The following is a 17286-nucleotide window of genomic DNA, read 5'->3' as shown; positions in this document are numbered from 1 at the left end:
GCCTTGGCGGCATCGGCCAGGCCGTAATCGAAGGTGGCGAGGGTCGCTTTGAGTCGGAGCGCCGCTACGAGGTTCAACGCATCTGGGTGCGCAAGGTCAGGTCGGCTTTCGCCACGCTGTGCTGTGCCATGCCCGGACCATATAAGCTGGCCGGGCGCCGTCTGACCCCCGCACGAACCCTCCGCCTCTTTCTCCTTGAGCCGGTGCGCCGACCTCCCTTAAGGGTCCGGGTCGAGGAAACGCCGAGAGAGTGATGAGCGATCAGACCCCGACCCGCCGCAGGCGGCCGACCTTCACGGACCAGGAGGCGTTGCATTTCCACGCGACGGGCCGGCCGGGCAAGCTCGAGATCATGGCGACCAAGCCCATGGCGACGCAGCGCGACCTGTCGCTCGCCTATTCGCCCGGCGTCGCCGTGCCGGTTCTCGCCATCGCGGAGGATCCGGCGCTCGCCTTCGACTACACGGCCAAAGGCAATCTCGTCGGCGTGGTCTCGAACGGCACCGCCATCCTCGGGCTCGGCAACCGCGGCGCCATGGCCTCCAAGCCCGTGATGGAGGGAAAGGCCGTCCTCTTCAAGCGGTTCGCGGATATCGACGCCTTCGACCTCGAGGTCGGCACGGAGGATGCCGATGCGGTCATCAACTGCGTGCGCTACCTCGCGCCGACCTTCGGGGGCATCAACCTGGAGGACATCAAGGCGCCCGAGTGCTTCATCATCGAGGAGCGCCTGCGCGAGCTCATGGACGTCCCCGTGTTCCATGACGACCAGCATGGCACGGCGATCATCGCGGCGGCCGGCCTCATCAATGCGCTCCACCTGACCGGCCGCGACATCCGCGAGACGAAGCTCGTCGTGAACGGCGCCGGCGCTGCCGGGATCGCCTGCCTCGACCTTCTCAAGGCGCTGGGGCTCCGGCCCGAGAACGTCCTGCTCTGCGACACCAAGGGCGTGGTCTATGCGGGCCGCACCGACGGCATGAACCAGTGGAAGTCCGCCCATGCCGTGGAGACGAGCAAGCGCACGCTCGCCGACGCCATGGACGGGGCCGACGCGGTCTTCGGCCTCTCGGTCAAGGGCGCCTTCACGGACGAGATGATCCGCTCCATGGCCCCGAACCCGATCATATTCGCGATGGCCAATCCCGACCCCGAGATCACCGTCGAGGAGGTCGCGGCGATCCGGGACGACGCCATCATGGCGACGGGAAGGTCCGACTACCCGAACCAGATCAACAACGTGCTCGGCTTCCCCTACATCTTTCGCGGCGCGCTCGACGTGCGGGCGACCACGATCAACATGGAGATGAAGATCGCGGCAGCGCAGGCGCTCGCCGAGCTCGCCCGCGAGGATGTCCCGGACGAGGTCGCGGCCGCCTATCAGGGCTCGCGGCCCCGCTTCGGGCGCGACTACATCATTCCGGTTCCGTTCGATCCGCGCCTCATCTCGACCGTGCCGCCGGCGGTCGCCAAGGCCGCCATGGATACGGGCGTGGCGCGGAAAAGCATCACGGATTTCCGCGCCTACAGGACCGAGCTGCAGGCCCGGCGCGATCCCACGGCCGGCATCCTGTCGCGCGTCTTCGAGCGGGTGCGTAAATATCCGAAGCGGGTCGTCTTCGCGGAAGGCGAGGAGGAGCAGGTGATCCGCGCCGCCCTCTCGTTCGCCAACCAGGGGCTCGGTACCGCGATCCTGGTCGGGCGCGAGGATCGGGTCCGTGTGGCGGCCGAGCATGCAGGGCTTGAGATCGACGGCCGCCTCGTCGAGATCCACAACGCCCGGCTCTCCCACCGGAACGCCGCCTATGCGCAATATCTCTACGAGCGGCTGCAGCGGAAGGGCTATCTGTTCCGCGACTGCCAGCGCCTGATCAACCAGGACCGGAACCATTTCGCGGCCGCCATGGTGGCGCTCGGCGATGCCGACGCCGTCGTCACGGGCGTGACCCGCAACTTCTCCGTGGCGCTGGAGGATGTCCGCCGCGTCATCGACGACAAGCCCGGCCATCGCGTAATCGGCGTCTCGCTGTGCCTGACGCGGGCCGGAACCGTCCTCGTCGCGGACACCGCCGTCACCGAGATGCCGGACGCGCATGCGCTCGCCGAGATCGCGATCGAGGCGGCCGGAGTCGCGCGCCGCCTCGGGATGGAGCCGCGCGTCGCGCTCCTCGCCTTCTCGACCTTCGGGCATCCCGAAGGCGAGCGCTCGCGGCACGTGCGCGAGGCCGTGAAGGTGCTGGACGGCATGCGGGTGGACTTCGAATACGACGGCGACATGGCGGCCGACGTGGCGCTGAACCGCGATCACATGGCGGCCTATCCGTTCTGCCGCCTCTCCGGCCCGGCCAACGTCCTCGTCATGCCGGCCTTCCACTCGGCCTCGATCTCCACCCGCATGCTGCAGGAGCTGGGCGGCTCGACCGTCGTCGGGCCGCTCATCGTCGGGCTCGACAAGCCGGTCCAGATCGTCTCGCTCGGGGCGACGGACACGGATCTCGTCCGCATGGCCGCGCTCGCCGGGTTCAATATCGGCGGGTAGCCGGGACCAGATGGAAAAGCCGACCTTCGCCGTGGTGGCGAGGAGGTTCGTATAGGGTTATGTTCAAGCGATGGAGCGGATGCCCTCATACGTGCTGGCCGGCCTAACGGTCGTGCTTGCCGTCGCGACCGTGATCATGGGCTTCACCGTCCCGGCCATGTGGACGATGGCGTCAGATATCGGAACGATCAAGGCTCGCGTCGAGACATTCGAGAAGCGCTTCGATGCGGTGGACAAGCGCTTCGACAGTCTCGATGGCAAAGCCGACATGATCGGGAGGCGAGTCGACGGCATTGATGCGCGCCTCGCCGCTCGCGATACGGACCCAGCTACGATGGTCGCGGCTTCCGGCCTTCGTCCACAGAGCGAGTTTGCAGGAATCCGGGTGGGCGGGAAGCTCTTCGTAATGCCGAAGACGGATCAAGCTGCGGCCGAGCTGTCCAGAGCAGGCCTCGCTCGTGAGGCGATTACCCCCTCTGCCTTTGGCTACGTGATTGGGACATTCGACAGCACAGGGGCCTATGTGCCGCAGCGGCTACGTCCCCGCGCTGACGGGGAGCAGAGTTCCGCCGCGACACTGCGTTCCCGGAGGAGCGTTGCAGAGGCCGCACCTGCGTCGTCTTGACCGGAGGGCCTGCGCTGATCATTCTTTGCTGACCTTCCACTACAAGGAGAGGACCGGACCGTTCGGGGCCGGCCCTTCGGGTCATTGCTCGAATTCGCGGTCGCGGTCTTTTTGATCCTCCTGAACGGGGTCTTCGCCCTGTCGGAACTCGCAGTCGTGTCCGCCCGCAAGGCGCGGCTGAAGGGGATGGCGGAATCGGGCCGTCGCGGCGCGGCGACCGCGCTCGCGCTGGCCGAGAACCCGGGCCGCTTTCTCTCCACCGTCCAGATCGGCATCACGCTCGTCGGCATCCTGGCGGGCGTGGTCTCCGGCGCCTCGCTCGGAGAGCAGCTCACCGGGATCCTCCAGGTTCAGGGCGTTCCGCCCCGCGCCGCCGGGCCCCTCGGCTACGTCATCGTGATCGGGATCATCACCTATCTGTCGGTGGTGGTCGGCGAGCTCGTCCCCAAGAATCTCGCGCTGAGAAACCCGGAGGCGATCGCCTGCGCGGTCGCGCCCCTGATGTCCGTCATCTCCCGGATCGCGGGACCTGTGGTCTGGCTGCTGGACGCCTCCACCCGGCTCATCTTCCACATCTTCGGCCAGCCGACCGGGTCGGATAACGCCGTCACCGAGGAGGAGATCAGGACGGTCATGGCGGAGGCCGAGACGGCCGGCATACTGGAGGTGGACGAGCGCAAGATGATCTCGGGCGTGATGCGACTCGGCGATCGGGCCGTCCGGTCGGTCATGACGCCCCGGACCGAGGTCGAGTGGATCGACCTCGACGACGACGAGGCGAAGCTGCGCCAGCGGCTCGCCGAGACGACCCATTCGCGCCTGCCGGTCGGCGAGGGGAGCCCGGACAACATGCTGGGCGTCATCCAGGTTCGCGAGGTGCTCGCGCCGCTGCTCTATGGCGGGCCGATCGACATCCGCTCGCATATGCGCACCGCGCCCGTCGTGCCGGATACGCTCGACGCGCTGGATGCGCTCAACGTGCTGCGCGAGGCCGAGGTGCCGGTCGCGCTGGTGCACGACGAGTACGGCCATTTCGAAGGGCTCGCGACGCCGGCCGACATTCTCGACGCGATCGCCGGCGCATTCCGGTCGGACGAGGGCGGCGCCGAGCCGGAGGCGGTCCGCCGCGAGGACGGATCGTGGCTCCTGGCCGGCTGGATGCCGGTCGACGAGATGGCCGACATGCTCGGCATCACGCTGCCCGAGCGGCGCTCCTACGAGACCGTCGCCGGGCTGGTGATCGGCGAGCTGCAGCACCTTCCGACGACGGGCGAGGTCGTCGAGACGCTCGGCTGGCGCTTCGAGGTCATGGACCTCGACGGCCGCCGCGTGGACAAGGTCCTGGCGCGGCGGCTCGAGGCCGCGGCGGCGTGAGCGGGACGTGACGGAGGACCGGGAACGGGAAAGCCGGGAGGCGCTGGAACGCGTCAGGCGGGACAGCGAGACGGTCGGCTCGTCCTCGCTGGCGCGTGTCGGGCAGCGGGCGGCCGATCATTTTTCCGGGAGGGACGCGATCGGGGCTGCGGAAGGTGGCGGCACGGATCCGGTCGAGCTATGGGGCCGCCGGATCGGGAGGGCGCTCTCGGTGGTCGTGGCGGCAGCGCTCGTCTGGTGGCTGGGCCTGCAACTGCGCTGGTGGTGAGCGGATGAGCGGCGAGGTGGACTGGTCCGGGCTGCGCGCCCCGGGACTCGTCGAGTTCGAGCAGCTCGCGCACGAGGCCTTCGCGCGCCTGCCGGAGCTCTTCCGGCAGCGCTGTGCGGGCGTGGCGATCCAGGTCGCCGACTTCCCGGACGACGAGATGCTGGATGAGCTCGGGCTCGAAAGCGAGTTCGATCTGCTCGGCCTGTTCCGGGGCGTCGGGCTCGCCCAGGGTGGCGATCCGGCCCTTCTTCAAACCGGGCAGATGCCCAACATGGTCTGGCTCTTCCGGCGCCCGCTCCTCGATTACTGGGCCGAGCACGACGAGACGCTCGGCCACCTCGTCACGCATGTGCTGGTGCACGAGATCGGCCACCATTTCGGCCTCTCGGACGAGGACATGGAGCGGATCGAAGCCGCGGCCGGGGAGGACGACCGGTCGCAGTGATCTCGGTCCGGAATCCGACCCACGGGCGAAACCAACGGGCTCGCGGGTCGTTAGTCCTCCGAAGTTAAGGAGGTTCACATGGACAAGGATCGCGTTCAGGGCGCCGTCGAGAAGGCCAAGGGCACCCTGAAGGAGGTGGCCGGGAAGGTCACCGGCGACACCAAGCTCGAGGCCGAGGGCAAGGCCCAGAAGGCGGCCGGCACCGTGCAGAACACGGTCGGCGGCATCAAGGACTCCTTGCGCGGCCAGCCCTGAACGGGCTCGCTCCCGGAGGCCCGGCTACGGCCGGGTCTCCCGTATGGCGATCGAGCTGGGCGCCATGGAAGAGGCGCGTCGCTACCGTTCGAATAGCTCGCGCGGCCGTGCGAGCGTCTCCTCGACGACGGGCACCGGAGCTTTTCCAAGCCGCTTGAGCAGCCTTGTACGTTGGAGAGTCCGGATCTGATCGAGCAGGATCAGCCCGTCCTTATCCTTGAGCGTGAAGTTCGCCATCTCCCGGACGCGCTCCGCATCGAATAAGGCGCCGTTGAAGCAACGTTATAACTCCTGAGCAGGGCTTGCGAGAGCAGGGCGCGTAAGCGCGGGCTTGGGCCAGTCGGTCCCCGCCAGCCCGAGCCAGCGCGCCATATCGCCGAGCTCCCGTTCGAGTGGCGGGCGGATCTCCGCCGGGTCGGTACCCGGTTCGAGATGCTGGGATAGGACGAGGAGCCGGCTTGCCTGGCGGTCGGCTTTCAGATCGAGCCGGGCGGCGATGCGGTCCCCGAGCAGGAACGGGAGCACGTAATAGCCGTGCTCGCGCTTGTGCGCGGTCGTGTAGATCTCGATCCGGTAGCGGAAGCCGAAGAGCCGTTCCGCGCGCGAGCGTTCCCACATGAGGGGATCGAAGGGGGAGACGAGCGCGGCCGCCTTGATGCGGCGCGGAAAACGGGCATTTGGGTCGAGATAGGCCGGATTCGACCAGCCCGCGACCTCGACGGGCATCAGCTCGCCGGCCTCGACCAGACCGGCCAGCGCCGTGCGCCCGTCCTCCGGCGTCAGGCGGAAATAGTCGCGGAGGTCGCGTTCGGTGGCGATGCCGAGTGCCCGGGCGGCCGTCCGAAGGAGCTCGCGCTGTGCCTCTGCGGGCTCCGGCGTCGGTGCGGCCACGATCTCGGGCGGCAGGACGCGCTCGGGCAGGTCGTAGACGCGGTCGAAGCCGGGCCGGCGGGTCCTGGTGGTCAGTAGGCCGGCCCAGAACAGCCATTCGAGGGCGCGCTTGCCCTCGCTCCAGCCCCACCAGGAGCCCCTGCCACGCCCGCCATCGGCGAGGTCGCGCGCGGCGAGGGGGCCGGCACGGCGGACCTCGTCCAGGACGGCGTCGATGAAGGCCGGCTGCTCGGCGCGCAGCTTGGCGAGGCCGCGATAGATGCCCTGGCCGGCCCGCGCCCGCTCCATGCGCCAGCGCAGATGCGGCTGCAGCTCCACCCGGATCAGCGAGGCCTCGTGGCCCCAGTATTCGAAGAGTCGGCGCCTCTTCCCGCCATAGGCGAGGCGGTCGAGATGGGCCGTGTCGTAGGGGCCGAGCCGCGAGAAGAAGGGCACGAGATGCGCCCGCGCGAGCACGTTGACCGAATCAATCTGGACGAGGCCGAGCCGCTCGGTGACGCGCGAGACGCGCCGGAACCCCGGCTGCTCGGCCCGCCTCTCGCCGAAGCCGCAGGCCGCGAGTGCGATCCGGCGCGCCTGCGCCGCCCCGATGCGCTCGCGCGCCCGGGGGAGCCTGGCGACGGCCTCGAGCTCCGCCTCGGCCGCCGCGCCGCCGGGAAGCTCAGCCGAAATCCTGGCCGCCCCTCGGCTCGGCGAGCGCGTCCGTGACGCGCTCGATGCGGTCGGCAGTCCGGTTCAGCGCCTCCGCGAGCTGCCGCTCTGCGGCTTCCGACCGGGAGGCTTGGGCGGAGACCATGGAGCGGAGCGCCGATATCTCCGATTCCAGCGTGGAGATCCGCTTCCTGGTTTCGATCAGGTCGTCGGCCATGGTCAGCGCGGCCATGACGTGGAGACGCATGTCGCCGATCTCGCCGAATGCCGCGCGCAGCTCCTGGATCTTGCCGTCGAAGGCGGCCGCCAGCTCCAGGAGATGCCCCTCCTCGCCGTCCCCGCACGCCATGCGGTAGGAGCGGCCCGCGATCGTGACCTGGACATGGGCCATCGCCTAGCTCTGCGCCGCCTCGCCGGACGCTCCGGCCCGGGCGAGCACCTCGCTTACATGCCCGATCGCCGCCTGGAGCCGGCGTCCCACATGCTCGGAGGCGGCCTCGACCTCGTTGAGCCGCACGGTGGCCCCTTCGAGCTCGACCGAGAGCCGCGCCCGGTCGTCCTGCATCAGCTGCAGCTCGGTCTCGAGATCGCCGCGCGAGGTGGCGAGCGCCGGCCGCGCCGCCGCGGCGCTCTCGAGCTGCGCCACGGCCGCGTTGAGCCGCCGGATGGCGGCCTCGAGCTCGGGGGACATCGCGTTCTCCAGGAATCGGCCGCCGCGAAACTAGGCCTGGGGTGACCGTCCCGCAATGCGGCGGCGCGGGTGGCGCACTGGACTCGCGGGGCGCCCGTGGCTAGACCGCGCCCGCGAGCGGCCCCGCCCATCTTCCACGCGCCCGGCGCATCCTGGAAAATATCTTGTCCGATTCAGCCACGTCCGAACGCGTCTCCCATACCGAGCTTGCGGGAGCCGTGCGGGCGCTCGCCATGGATGCGGTCGAGGCGGCCAAGTCCGGCCATCCCGGGCTGCCCATGGGGGCGGCGGATGTCGCGACCGTCCTTTTCACGAAGTTCCTGAAATACGACGCCGCCGATCCGTTCTGGCCCGACCGCGACCGCTTCGTGCTGTCCGCAGGCCACGGCTCGATGCTGCTCTACGCGCTCCTGTACCTGTCCGGCCTCGAGGGCATGACCGTCGACGAGCTGAAGCGGTTCCGCCAGCTCGACTCGAGGACGCCGGGCCATCCCGAGCACTTCATGACGCCCGGTGTCGAAACCACGACCGGCCCGCTCGGGCAGGGGCTCGCGACCGCGGTCGGCATGGCGATGGCCGAGCGCATGCTCGCGGCCGAGTACGGCGACGGCATCTCCAGCCATTTCACCTACGTGCTCGCCTCGGACGGCGACCTCATGGAGGGGATCAGCCAGGAGGCGATCGCGCTCGCCGGGCACCTGAAGCTCAACCGCCTCGTCGTCCTCTTCGACGACAACGGCATCTCGATCGACGGCCCGCTCGCGCTGGCCGATTCCGTCGACCAGCCGAAGCGCTTCGAGGCGGCGGGCTGGCGCGCCGAGCGTATCGACGGCCACGACCCGGCCGCGATCGCGGCCGCCATCGAGCGGGCGCAGGCCTCGGACAGGCCGAGCCTCATCGCGTGCAGGACCACAATCGGGTTCGGGGCGCCCAAGAAGGCGGGCACCTCGAAGGCTCATGGCGAGCCGCTCGGGGCCGAGGAGCTTGCCGGCGCCAAGGCCGCGATCGGCTGGAATGCCGCGCCCTTCGAGGTGCCGGAGCATGTCCTGTCCGCCTGGCGCGAGGCGGGCCGCCGCGGCGCGGCGGAGCGCAAGGCCTGGACGGACCGTGTGGAGGCGCTCGACCCCGCCAGCAAGGCCGAGTTCGCCCGGCGCATGCACCGCAGGCTGCCGGACGGCCTCGCGCAGGCCGTCGCGGAGCTGAAGGACGGCCTCGTCGCCGCCCCGCAGGAGATCGCGACCCGCAAGGCGAGCGAGATCGCGCTCGGTGCCATCACAAAGGTCATGCCGGAGCTGATCCTCGGCTCCGCCGACCTCACGCCGTCGAACAACACGCGGGTCAACAACCCGACCGCGCTCGCGCCGGGGAGCTTCGCCGGCCGCTACATCCATTACGGCATCCGCGAACACGCGATGGCGGCCGCGATGAACGGCATGGCGATCCATGGCGGCTACCGGCCGGCGGGCGCGACCTTCCTGGTCTTCTCCGACTATGCCCGGCCGGCGATCCGGATCGCCGCTCTCGGCGGCATCCCGGCGGTCTACGTCTTCACGCACGATTCGATCGGGCTCGGCGAGGACGGCCCGACCCACCAGCCGGTGGAACATCTGGCGGCGCTCCGCGCCATGCCGAACCTGCGGGTGTTCCGCCCGGCGGACGCGGTCGAGACGGCGGAATGCTGGCAGCTCGCGCTGGAGCGGACGGACGGGCCGACGCTGCTCGCGCTGACCCGGCAGAACGTCCCCCCCGTCCGGCGTGCGGCATCGGGGGCGAATCTCTGCTCACAGGGCGCCTACGAACTGGCGCCCGCCGCGGGCGAGGCGCACGCCACCATCTTCGCGTCCGGCTCCGAGGTCTCGGTCGCGCTCGAGGCGCGCGAGATCCTGAGCGGGAAGGGGGTGGCCGCACGCGTCGTTTCGGTCCCGTCCCTGGAGCTCTTCCTTGCGCAGCCCGAGGACCGGAAGCGGCACCTCATCGGGGCCGCGCCCGTGAAGGTCGCAGTCGAGGCTGCCGTCCGGTTCGGCTGGGACGCCGTCATCGGCCCGGACGGCATCTTCGTCGGGATGAGCGGTTTCGGAGCAAGCGCTCCCTACAAGGACCTTTACCGACATTTCGGAATCACGGCCGAGGGCGTGGCGAAGCGGGTGCTGCGCACCCATAATCTGTAGAATCCACATCATTCCCCGCGGCGAGGTCGTCGGCAGGGCGGGAGGGAGTTCGATCACATGAGCGTCAGGGTCGCCATCAACGGGTTCGGCCGCATCGGCCGCAACGTGCTGCGCGCCATCCATGAGGCAGGCCGGACGGATGTGGAGGTCGTCGCGATCAACGATCTCGGGCCGGTGGAGACGAATGCCCACCTGCTCCGTTTCGATTCGGTCCACGGCCGCTATCCCGGCAAGGTCGAGGTGGACGGGGATTCGATCGTGGTCGACGGCAAGAAGATCAAGGTCACGGCGATCAAGAACCCGGCCGAACTGCCGCACAAGGAACTCGGCATCGATATCGCGTTCGAATGCACGGGCATCTTCACCTCGAAGGATAAGGCGAAGGCTCACCTGGATGCCGGCGCGAAACGCGTCCTCGTCTCGGCCCCGTCCGACGGCGCGGACCTGACGGTCGTCTACGGCGTGAACCACGACAAGCTGACGAAGGACCACCTCGTCGTGTCGAACGCCTCCTGCACGACGAACTGCCTCGCGCCGGTCGCCAAGGTCCTCAACGATGCCGTCGGCATCGAGAAGGGCTTCATGACGACGATCCACTCCTACACGAACGACCAGCCCTCGCTCGACCAGATGCACAAGGACCTGTACCGCGCCCGCGCGGCGGCCCTGTCCATGATCCCGACCTCCACGGGCGCCGCGAAGGCGGTCGGTCTCGTGCTGCCGGAACTCAACGGCAAGCTCGACGGGGTCTCGATCCGCGTGCCGACCCCGAACGTCTCCGTGATCGACTTCAAGTTCGTGGCCAGGAAGGCGACCTCGAAGGACGAGATCAACGAGGCGGTGAAGCGGGCCGCCGAGCAGCAGCTCAAGGGCGTTCTCGGCTACACGACGCAGCCGAACGTCTCGATCGACTTCAACCACGACCCCCACTCGTCCACGTTCCACATGGACCAGACCAAGGTCATGGACGGCACCCTGGTGCGCGTGATGTCCTGGTACGACAACGAATGGGGCTTCTCGAACCGCATGGCCGACACCGCGGTCGCGATGGCGAAGCTGATCTGAGCTTCGCCTGGGCGGGGATGCGGAACCGCCAAGCTTGGCGTAGCTTTTTCTGCGCAGCCGCCTTCACGAGAGCGTTATGTCCGACAGTTTGACTGCCCGTTCCGACGTGCCAGGCGCGCCTCCGCGCCCGACCGAGCCCGAGATCATCGTCCCGGCTCCGACCCCGACCAGTGCCCCGTCGCAGAACGGATCGCCTGCCGCCGGCGCGGCCGTTCCGACGGCCGCCCCGGTCCCGGCGGAGCCTCTGGCCCGGATCGAGGACAAGACCTCGCGCATCGAGGAGAAGCTGGCCCGGTCCGAGGACGCGCTCCAGCGCGTCGTCGGCCGTTTCGAGCTGGCCACGAACCGGATGAACGAGGTCGCCACCCGGGCCGAGCTCACCGCCATGCACGGCGAGGTCTCGTTCATCGCCCGGCGCGTGCGGAAGGTGCCCGGCTGGACCGCGCTCGTCGGCTCCTCCGTCTTGACCGCGATCCTGACCGCGGTCGTCGTCATCCTTCTTCTCCGCTACTTCCCGGGAGCCCTCGCACGATGATCGGCGTCAAGACCCTCGACGACGCCGAGGTCAGGGGCAGGCGGGTCCTCGTCCGGGTGGACCTGAACGTGCCGACCGACAACGGACGAGTGACGGATCGGACCCGGATCCAGCGCGTGCTGCCGACGATCCAGGAGATCGCGGATGCCGGCGGGCGCGTGATCCTGCTCGCGCATTTCGGCCGGCCCAAAGGCGGTCGCAGCGAGAAGGATTCGCTCCGCCCGATCGCGGCCGCCGTGGCCGAGGAGCTCGGCCGCCCGGTCGCCTTCGCGGAGGACTGCGTGGGCGAGCCGGCGGAACGGGCGGTCGCGGCCCTCAGAGAGGGCGACATCCTGCTGCTCGAGAACACCCGCTTCCACCCGGAGGAGGAGAAGAACGACCCGGGCTTCGCGCAGCAGCTCGCCGCGCTGGGCGACATCTACGTGAACGACGCGTTCTCGGCCGCGCATCGGGCGCATGCCTCGACGGAAGGCCTTGCCCGCCTGCTCCCGGCCTATGCCGGCCGCACCATGGAGGCGGAGCTCCAGGCGCTCGCGAAAGGGCTGGAGAAGCCGCAGCACCCCGTCGTCGCGGTGGTCGGAGGCGCCAAGGTCTCGACCAAGATCGATCTCCTGGAGAACCTCGTCTCCAAGGTCGATGCGCTGGTGATCGGCGGCGGCATGGCCAACACCTTCCTGCACGCGATCGACATCGGGGTCGGGAAGTCGCTGTGCGAGAAGGATCTCGCGCCGACGGCGCAGCGGATCCTGGATCGCGCCAAGGAGACGGGCTGCGCGATCCTCCTTCCGGTCGACGCCGTCGTGGCGGCCGAGTTCAAGGCCGGGGCTCCGCACCACACCTACGGCATCGACGCGATCCCGTCGGACGGCATGATCCTGGACGTCGGCTCGCAATCGATCGACCGGATCAAGGCGGCGATCGACGATGCCCGCACGCTGGTCTGGAACGGCCCGCTCGGCGCCTTCGAGATCGCGCCCTTCGACCAGGGCACGGTTGCGGCGGCGCGGCACGCGGCGGCGCGCACCAAGGCGGGCAAGCTCGTTTCCGTGGCCGGCGGCGGCGATACGGTGGCGGCCCTGAACCATGCGGGCGTGGCGCAGGATTTCACCTACGTCTCCACCGCGGGCGGCGCCTTCCTGGAGTGGCTCGAGGGCAAGAAGCTGCCCGGCGTCGAGGCCCTTCGCTCGGCCTGATCCGGCAAAGCCGAACGGAAGGGGCGCTCTCACAGCGCCCTTCTCTTTCCAGCATAAATGTTATGTTATAATGTAACATTCTATGCCATGGAGATCGAGTGCCCGAATGAACCGCCTTCCCGTAACCGTGCTGTCGGGCTTCCTGGGAGCAGGAAAGACGACGCTGCTCAACCACATCCTCAACAACCGCGAGGGCCGTCGGGTCGCCGTGATCGTGAACGACATGAGCGAGGTCAACATCGACGCCGATCTCATCCGCGAGGGAGGCGGAAACCTGTCCCGGACGGATGAGGCCCTGGTCGAGATGACCAACGGCTGCATCTGCTGCAGCCTGCGGGACGATCTCCTGTCGGAGGTCTCGAAGCTCGCCCGGGAGGGACGCTACGACTACCTCCTGATCGAGGGCACCGGCATTGCGGAGCCGCTGCCCGTCGCGAGCACCTTCTCCTTCCGGGACGAGGACGGCCGTTCGCTGTCGGACGTGGCGCGGCTCGACACGATGGTGACGGTCGTGGACGCGGTCAATCTTCTGAAGGATTTCGGATCGCGGGACTTCCTCCGGGAGCGAGGCGAGAAGGCCGGCGAGGGAGACGACAGGACGTTGGTCGACCTCCTGGTCGAGCAGATCGAGTTCGCGGACGTGGTGGTGATCAACAAGGCGGGCGACGTCGATCCGGCCCGGCTGCGGCTCTGCCGCGATGTCGTGCGGGGCCTGAATGCCGACGCGCAGATCGTCGAGGCCGATTTCGGCCGGGTCCCGCTCGCGGCCGTGCTCGATACGGAGCTGTTCGACGAGGAGAAGGCGCAGGCTCACCCGCTCTGGTACAAGGAGCTCTACGGCGCCCATGAGCATGTGCCGGAGACCGAGGAATACGGCATCTCGAGCTTCGTCTACCGCGCCCGCCGCCCGTTCGATCCGGCGCGCTTCCACGAGGTGATCCACCGGACCTGGCCGGGCCTGATCCGGGCCAAGGGGCATTTCTGGCTGGCGACCCGGCCCGACTGGGTGGGCGAGCTGTCGCTCGCGGGATCGATCTGCCGGGTCGGACCGATGGGACGGTGGTGGGCCGCGATCCCGAAAGCGCGCTGGCCGGACCACCCGGACTGGCGCAGCATGATGAACCGGCACTGGAGCCCGACCTGGGGCGACCGGCGGCAGGAGCTCGTCTTCATCGGCACCGGGCTCGACGAGGCGCGGCTCCGGGCCGCGCTCGACATGTGCCTTGTCGGCTCAGTCACGACCGCCCGGTTCGACGGCCGGCCCCAGGCGGGCCTGGCGGATCCCTTCCCGGCCTGGGATCTGCAGGCTGCCTGATGCTGTTCTCCTTCCGGAACCGGCGCGACAAGTCTGCCGACGAAGCCCGCCGATCCGCCTTCAAGGAGCGCGTGTCCCGGATCGCCGGGCTGACGGACGCGGACGCGGTCACGGTCAGCGAGATCGCCTGCCGCGACCCCGGCTGCGCCGACGTGGAGACCATCATCCTGCTGATGCGACGGGGCGAGCCGACCCAGGCGGTCAAGCTCGGAACGCCCGTGGACGAGGTGACGGACGACGCGATCGAGGCGGCGCTCGCCGTGCTGAGCCGCAGGCGCGGCTGAGGCTTTCGCCTCGACCGTCCTCCGGCTAAGACGCGGGCACGTCCATTCACCAAACGCCGGGGAACGATCTATGGCCCGCATCACTCTCAGGCAGCTGCTCGATCACGCCGCCGAGCACGACTACGGCGTGCCGGCCTTCAACATCAACAACATGGAGCAGGCGCTCGCCATCATGGCGGCAGCGAATGCCGTCGACGCGCCGGTCATCATCCAGGCCTCGCGCGGCGCGCGCCAATACGCCAACGACGTCATGCTCAAGCACATGATGGATGCCGTGACCGAGATCTATCCGCATATCCCGGTCTGCGTGCATCTCGATCACGGCAACGAGCCCGCGACCTGCATGACGGCCATCCAGGCCGGCTTCACCTCCGTCATGATGGACGGCTCGCTCAAGGCCGACGGCAAGACGCCGGCCGATTGGGACTACAATGTCCGCGTGACCAAGACCGTGGTCGACATGGCGCATCTCGGCGGCATCTCGGTCGAAGGCGAGCTCGGGGTCCTGGGCTCGCTCGAGAGCGGCACCGGCGAGGCGGAGGACGGCCATGGCGCCGAGGGCAAGCTCTCGCACGACCAGCTCCTCACCAATCCGGACGAGGCCGTGAAGTTCGTGGCCGAGACCAAGGTCGACGCCTTGGCGATCGCGATGGGCACCAGCCACGGCGCCTACAAGTTCACCCGCAAGCCCGACGGGGCGGTGCTCGCGATGCATGTCATCGAGGAGATCCACCGCAAGCTCCCCGACACGCATCTCGTGATGCACGGGTCGTCCTCGGTCCCGCAGGAGCTGCAGGACATCATCAACAAGTATGGCGGCCAGATGAAGCCGACCTGGGGCGTGCCGGTGGAGGAGATCCAGCGCGGGATCAAGAACGGCGTGCGCAAGATCAACATCGACACGGATAACCGCATGGCGATGACCGGCCAGATCCGGAAGGTCCTGTCCGAGAACCCGTCCGAGTTCGATCCGCGCAAGTACCTGAAGCCCGCCATGGAGGCGATGACGAAACTGTGCAAGCAGCGGCTGGAGGAGTTCAACACCGCCGGCCAAGCCTCCAAGATCAAGCGCGTGCTGACGCTCGCCGAAATGGCCCAGCGCTACGCCAAGGGCGAGCTCGACCCGAAGATCGGATCGGTGACCCGGCAGGCCGCCGAGTAGGCCGAAGGAGTCGGCGTTTCGCCGCAATTCCTCAGCATGGGACGGGGCCTGCGGGCCCCGTTTTCGTGCCGCCCACGACATGCCAGATGACCGAGTTCCAGCCGCGTCTCTACCTCGTCTCGCCGCTTCTCGCCGGCCCCGAACCGTTCCGGGACCGGCTCGCCGAGGCGTGCGGGGCTGCGGAGACCGCGGCCGTCCTGCTGCGGCTCGCGCCGGCGGATGAGCGGACGCTCGTGAAGATGATCAAGGCGGCGGCTCCGGCCGCCCAGGATGCGGGCGCGGCCGTGCTGGTCGAGGTTCTGGGCGAGCACGACGCGGCTCTCGTGGCGGCGCGCGGCGGCGCGGATGGCGTCCATGGCGGTGCCGGGGCGGATCTGACGGGCTTGCGCCAGCGCCTGCGCGACGGGCGCATGCTCGGCGCCGGACAGCTCCGCACCAAGCACGACGCGATGACGGCCGGAGAGGCGGGCGTCGACTATGTGATGTTCGGCGAGCCGCGGCCGGACGGCTACGTGCCGCCGCTCGATCAGACCGTCGAGCGCGCCGAATGGTGGGCCGAGATCTTCGAGACGCCCTGCGTGGCCTATGCGCCGACGCTGGAAGCCGTGCGCGACCTCGCCCGCACCGGGGCCGAGTTCGTCGCCCTCGGGGATGCCGTGTGGTCGCACCCGGCGGGGCCCGGGGAGGCGCTCCGGATCGCGGCGGAGGCGCTCCGCCAAGGCGCTCCGGAGGCGGCCCGTTGAACCTGACGAAGACGAGCGTTGCGGCTGCGCTTCTTATGGCCGTCCAGGCTGCCGCGCCGGCTGTCCTGGCCCAGTCGAATCCGGCGAAGCCGACCCGCGAAGCTCCCACGAAGCCGCCTTCGGAGAAGCCGGCCGATCCCGCCAGGGTCGACCTGGCCTTCGGGGCCTATCAGCGGGGCCTGTACCTCGTCGCGTTCAACGAGGCGACCAAGCGCATCGAGGCCGACGGCTCGGATGCGGCCGCCATGACGCTGCTCGGCGAACTCTATAACCAGGGGCTCGGGGTCCGGCAGGACCCGGTCGAGGCGGCCCGCTGGTACCGGCTCGCGGCCGAACGCGGCGATCCGCATGCGATGGCCTCGCTCGGGCTGATGTCGGCCGACGGGCGGGGGGTGAAGAAGGATCCCGCCGCGGCCCGGGCCTGGTTCGAGAAGGCGGCAGGTCTCGGCGAGGCCACGGCCGCCTACAACCTCGCCCTGCTGCTCCTTGCCGGCGGGGCCGAGGCGGATATCGCGGCGGCGGCCCGGCTCCTTCGCGTCGCGGCCGAGGCGGAACTCGGCGACGCCCAGCACGATCTCGGCGTCCTCTATGCTCGCGGAAAGGGCGTCCCGAAGAACCCGGAGGAAGCGGCCAAGCTCTATATCCGGGCGGCCAAGAACGGCTCGATCGCGGGCGAGGTGGAACTCGCGATCGCGCTCTTCAACGGCGAGGGCATCGCGAAGAACGAGGCGCAGGCGGCGCGGCTGTTCCGGCGCGCGGCGATCCGCGGCAACGCCATCGCGCAGAACCGCCTTGCGCGCATCTATGCGACCGGCCGCGGCGTGCCGCGCAACCTGATCGAGGCGGCGGCCTGGCACCTCCTCGCCTCCGGCCAGGGGCTGCCGGATTCCTGGCTCGACGGCGTGCTGAAGGACATGCCGGAGCAGGACCGAAAGCGCGCCGAGCAGCTTGCGACGGAGCGCGCTGCTGTTCTCTGATCAGCCGGGCAATCTCCGGATGCCTGCCGGCGAGGCGTGGGACGGCCGCCGCGGACGAGGAGGCTGACCGTCCGGAATGCGGGCCTGCGCGGGGCTCGCGGGAGC

The 17286-nt window shown here is 69.3% G+C and carries 19 protein-coding genes; 15 read left to right on the top strand and 4 right to left on the bottom strand.

Annotation, left to right across the window (positions count from 1 at the left end; all coding sequences use genetic code 11):
• The first annotated feature begins 253 nt into the window (after nucleotides 1–253).
• The 6 genes from HJG44_RS18110 (at nucleotide 254) to HJG44_RS18085 (ending at nucleotide 5506) form a co-directional block, all read left to right on the top strand.
• Nucleotides 254–2539, top strand: coding sequence for an NADP-dependent malic enzyme (locus HJG44_RS18110; RefSeq protein WP_171219733.1), 2286 nt, complete (start codon nucleotides 254–256; stop codon nucleotides 2537–2539).
• 79 nt (nucleotides 2540–2618) lie between these two features.
• Nucleotides 2619–3164, top strand: a complete 546-nt coding sequence (locus tag HJG44_RS18105) for a hypothetical protein (RefSeq protein WP_171219732.1) — start codon at nucleotides 2619–2621, stop codon at nucleotides 3162–3164.
• Between the two features lie 84 nt (nucleotides 3165–3248).
• Nucleotides 3249–4538, top strand: coding sequence for a hemolysin family protein (locus tag HJG44_RS18100; protein ID WP_171219731.1), 1290 nt, complete (start codon nucleotides 3249–3251; stop codon nucleotides 4536–4538).
• Between the two features lie 7 nt (nucleotides 4539–4545).
• The gene (locus HJG44_RS18095; RefSeq protein WP_171219730.1) at nucleotides 4546–4806 is read left to right on the top strand and encodes a hypothetical protein; all 261 of its coding nucleotides are present in this window, start codon (nucleotides 4546–4548) and stop codon (nucleotides 4804–4806) included.
• A gap of 4 nt (nucleotides 4807–4810) precedes the next feature.
• Nucleotides 4811–5251, top strand: a complete 441-nt coding sequence (locus HJG44_RS18090) for a metallopeptidase family protein (RefSeq protein WP_171219729.1) — start codon at nucleotides 4811–4813, stop codon at nucleotides 5249–5251.
• Nucleotides 5252–5329: 78 nt separating this feature from the next.
• Complete coding sequence (locus tag HJG44_RS18085) at nucleotides 5330–5506, top strand: CsbD family protein (protein WP_171219728.1); 177 nt, start codon at nucleotides 5330–5332, stop codon at nucleotides 5504–5506.
• An 81-nt stretch (nucleotides 5507–5587) separates the two neighbouring features.
• Here the strand turns inward: HJG44_RS18085 and HJG44_RS18080 are convergent, their stop codons facing one another.
• The 4 genes from HJG44_RS18080 to HJG44_RS18065 all read right to left on the bottom strand — a co-directional run bounded on the left by HJG44_RS18080 (nucleotide 5588) and on the right by HJG44_RS18065 (nucleotide 7739).
• Nucleotides 5588–5743 carry a type II toxin-antitoxin system PemK/MazF family toxin gene (locus HJG44_RS18080; protein WP_171219727.1) on the bottom strand — a complete coding sequence of 52 codons (156 nt, stop codon included), beginning with the start codon at nucleotides 5741–5743 and terminating at the stop codon, nucleotides 5588–5590.
• Nucleotides 5744–5788: 45 nt separating this feature from the next.
• On the bottom strand, nucleotides 5789–6964 hold the full coding sequence (locus HJG44_RS18075) for a winged helix-turn-helix domain-containing protein (protein WP_346767214.1): 1176 nt from the start codon (nucleotides 6962–6964) through the stop codon (nucleotides 5789–5791).
• A 94-nt stretch (nucleotides 6965–7058) separates the two neighbouring features.
• Nucleotides 7059–7439: a cell division protein ZapA gene (locus tag HJG44_RS18070; protein WP_171219726.1), complete on the bottom strand. Its 381-nt coding sequence runs from the start codon at nucleotides 7437–7439 to the stop codon at nucleotides 7059–7061.
• Between the two features lie 3 nt (nucleotides 7440–7442).
• Complete coding sequence (locus tag HJG44_RS18065; RefSeq protein ID WP_171219725.1) at nucleotides 7443–7739, bottom strand: DUF4164 family protein; 297 nt, start codon at nucleotides 7737–7739, stop codon at nucleotides 7443–7445.
• 233 nt (nucleotides 7740–7972) lie between these two features.
• On the opposite strand from HJG44_RS18065, the gene tkt reads away from it, so the two are divergent.
• The 9 genes from tkt (at nucleotide 7973) to HJG44_RS18020 (ending at nucleotide 17181) form a co-directional block, all read left to right on the top strand.
• A complete protein-coding gene (gene tkt / locus HJG44_RS18060) occupies nucleotides 7973–9907 on the top strand; it encodes a transketolase (RefSeq protein ID WP_246736363.1) in 1935 nt (644 codons plus the stop codon).
• A gap of 57 nt (nucleotides 9908–9964) precedes the next feature.
• The gene (gene gap, locus HJG44_RS18055; protein ID WP_171219723.1) at nucleotides 9965–10972 is read left to right on the top strand and encodes a type I glyceraldehyde-3-phosphate dehydrogenase; all 1008 of its coding nucleotides are present in this window, start codon (nucleotides 9965–9967) and stop codon (nucleotides 10970–10972) included.
• 76 nt (nucleotides 10973–11048) lie between these two features.
• Entirely contained in the window at nucleotides 11049–11507 is a 459-nt protein-coding gene (locus HJG44_RS18050; RefSeq protein WP_171219722.1) for a hypothetical protein, read from the top strand.
• A complete protein-coding gene (locus HJG44_RS18045) occupies nucleotides 11504–12700 on the top strand; it encodes a phosphoglycerate kinase (RefSeq protein ID WP_171219721.1) in 1197 nt (398 codons plus the stop codon). Before HJG44_RS18050 ends, HJG44_RS18045 begins: the two co-directional genes overlap by 4 nt.
• A gap of 106 nt (nucleotides 12701–12806) precedes the next feature.
• Nucleotides 12807–14015: a zinc metallochaperone GTPase ZigA gene (zigA, locus tag HJG44_RS18040; RefSeq protein WP_171219720.1), complete on the top strand. Its 1209-nt coding sequence runs from the start codon at nucleotides 12807–12809 to the stop codon at nucleotides 14013–14015.
• Nucleotides 14015–14299 (top strand): hypothetical protein, encoded by a 285-nt coding sequence (locus tag HJG44_RS18035; RefSeq protein WP_171219719.1) that lies wholly within the window; start codon nucleotides 14015–14017, stop codon nucleotides 14297–14299. The genes zigA and HJG44_RS18035 overlap by 1 nt, the downstream gene beginning before the upstream one ends.
• Nucleotides 14300–14369: 70 nt before the next feature.
• Entirely contained in the window at nucleotides 14370–15461 is a 1092-nt protein-coding gene (gene fba, locus HJG44_RS18030) for a class II fructose-bisphosphate aldolase (RefSeq protein WP_171219718.1), read from the top strand.
• Between the two features lie 86 nt (nucleotides 15462–15547).
• Complete coding sequence (locus HJG44_RS18025; RefSeq protein ID WP_171219717.1) at nucleotides 15548–16204, top strand: thiamine phosphate synthase; 657 nt, start codon at nucleotides 15548–15550, stop codon at nucleotides 16202–16204.
• The gene (locus HJG44_RS18020; protein WP_246736343.1) at nucleotides 16201–17181 is read left to right on the top strand and encodes a tetratricopeptide repeat protein; all 981 of its coding nucleotides are present in this window, start codon (nucleotides 16201–16203) and stop codon (nucleotides 17179–17181) included. Before HJG44_RS18025 ends, HJG44_RS18020 begins: the two co-directional genes overlap by 4 nt.
• Nucleotides 17182–17286 lie beyond the last annotated feature (105 nt).

The sequence above is a fragment of the Enterovirga aerilata genome, from assembly GCF_013044135.1.
In the GTDB taxonomy this organism is placed as follows: domain Bacteria; phylum Pseudomonadota; class Alphaproteobacteria; order Rhizobiales; family Beijerinckiaceae; genus Enterovirga; species Enterovirga aerilata.
The sequence above is the reverse complement of the archived record's forward strand: the minus strand, read 5'-3'. Positions and strand labels throughout refer to the sequence as shown.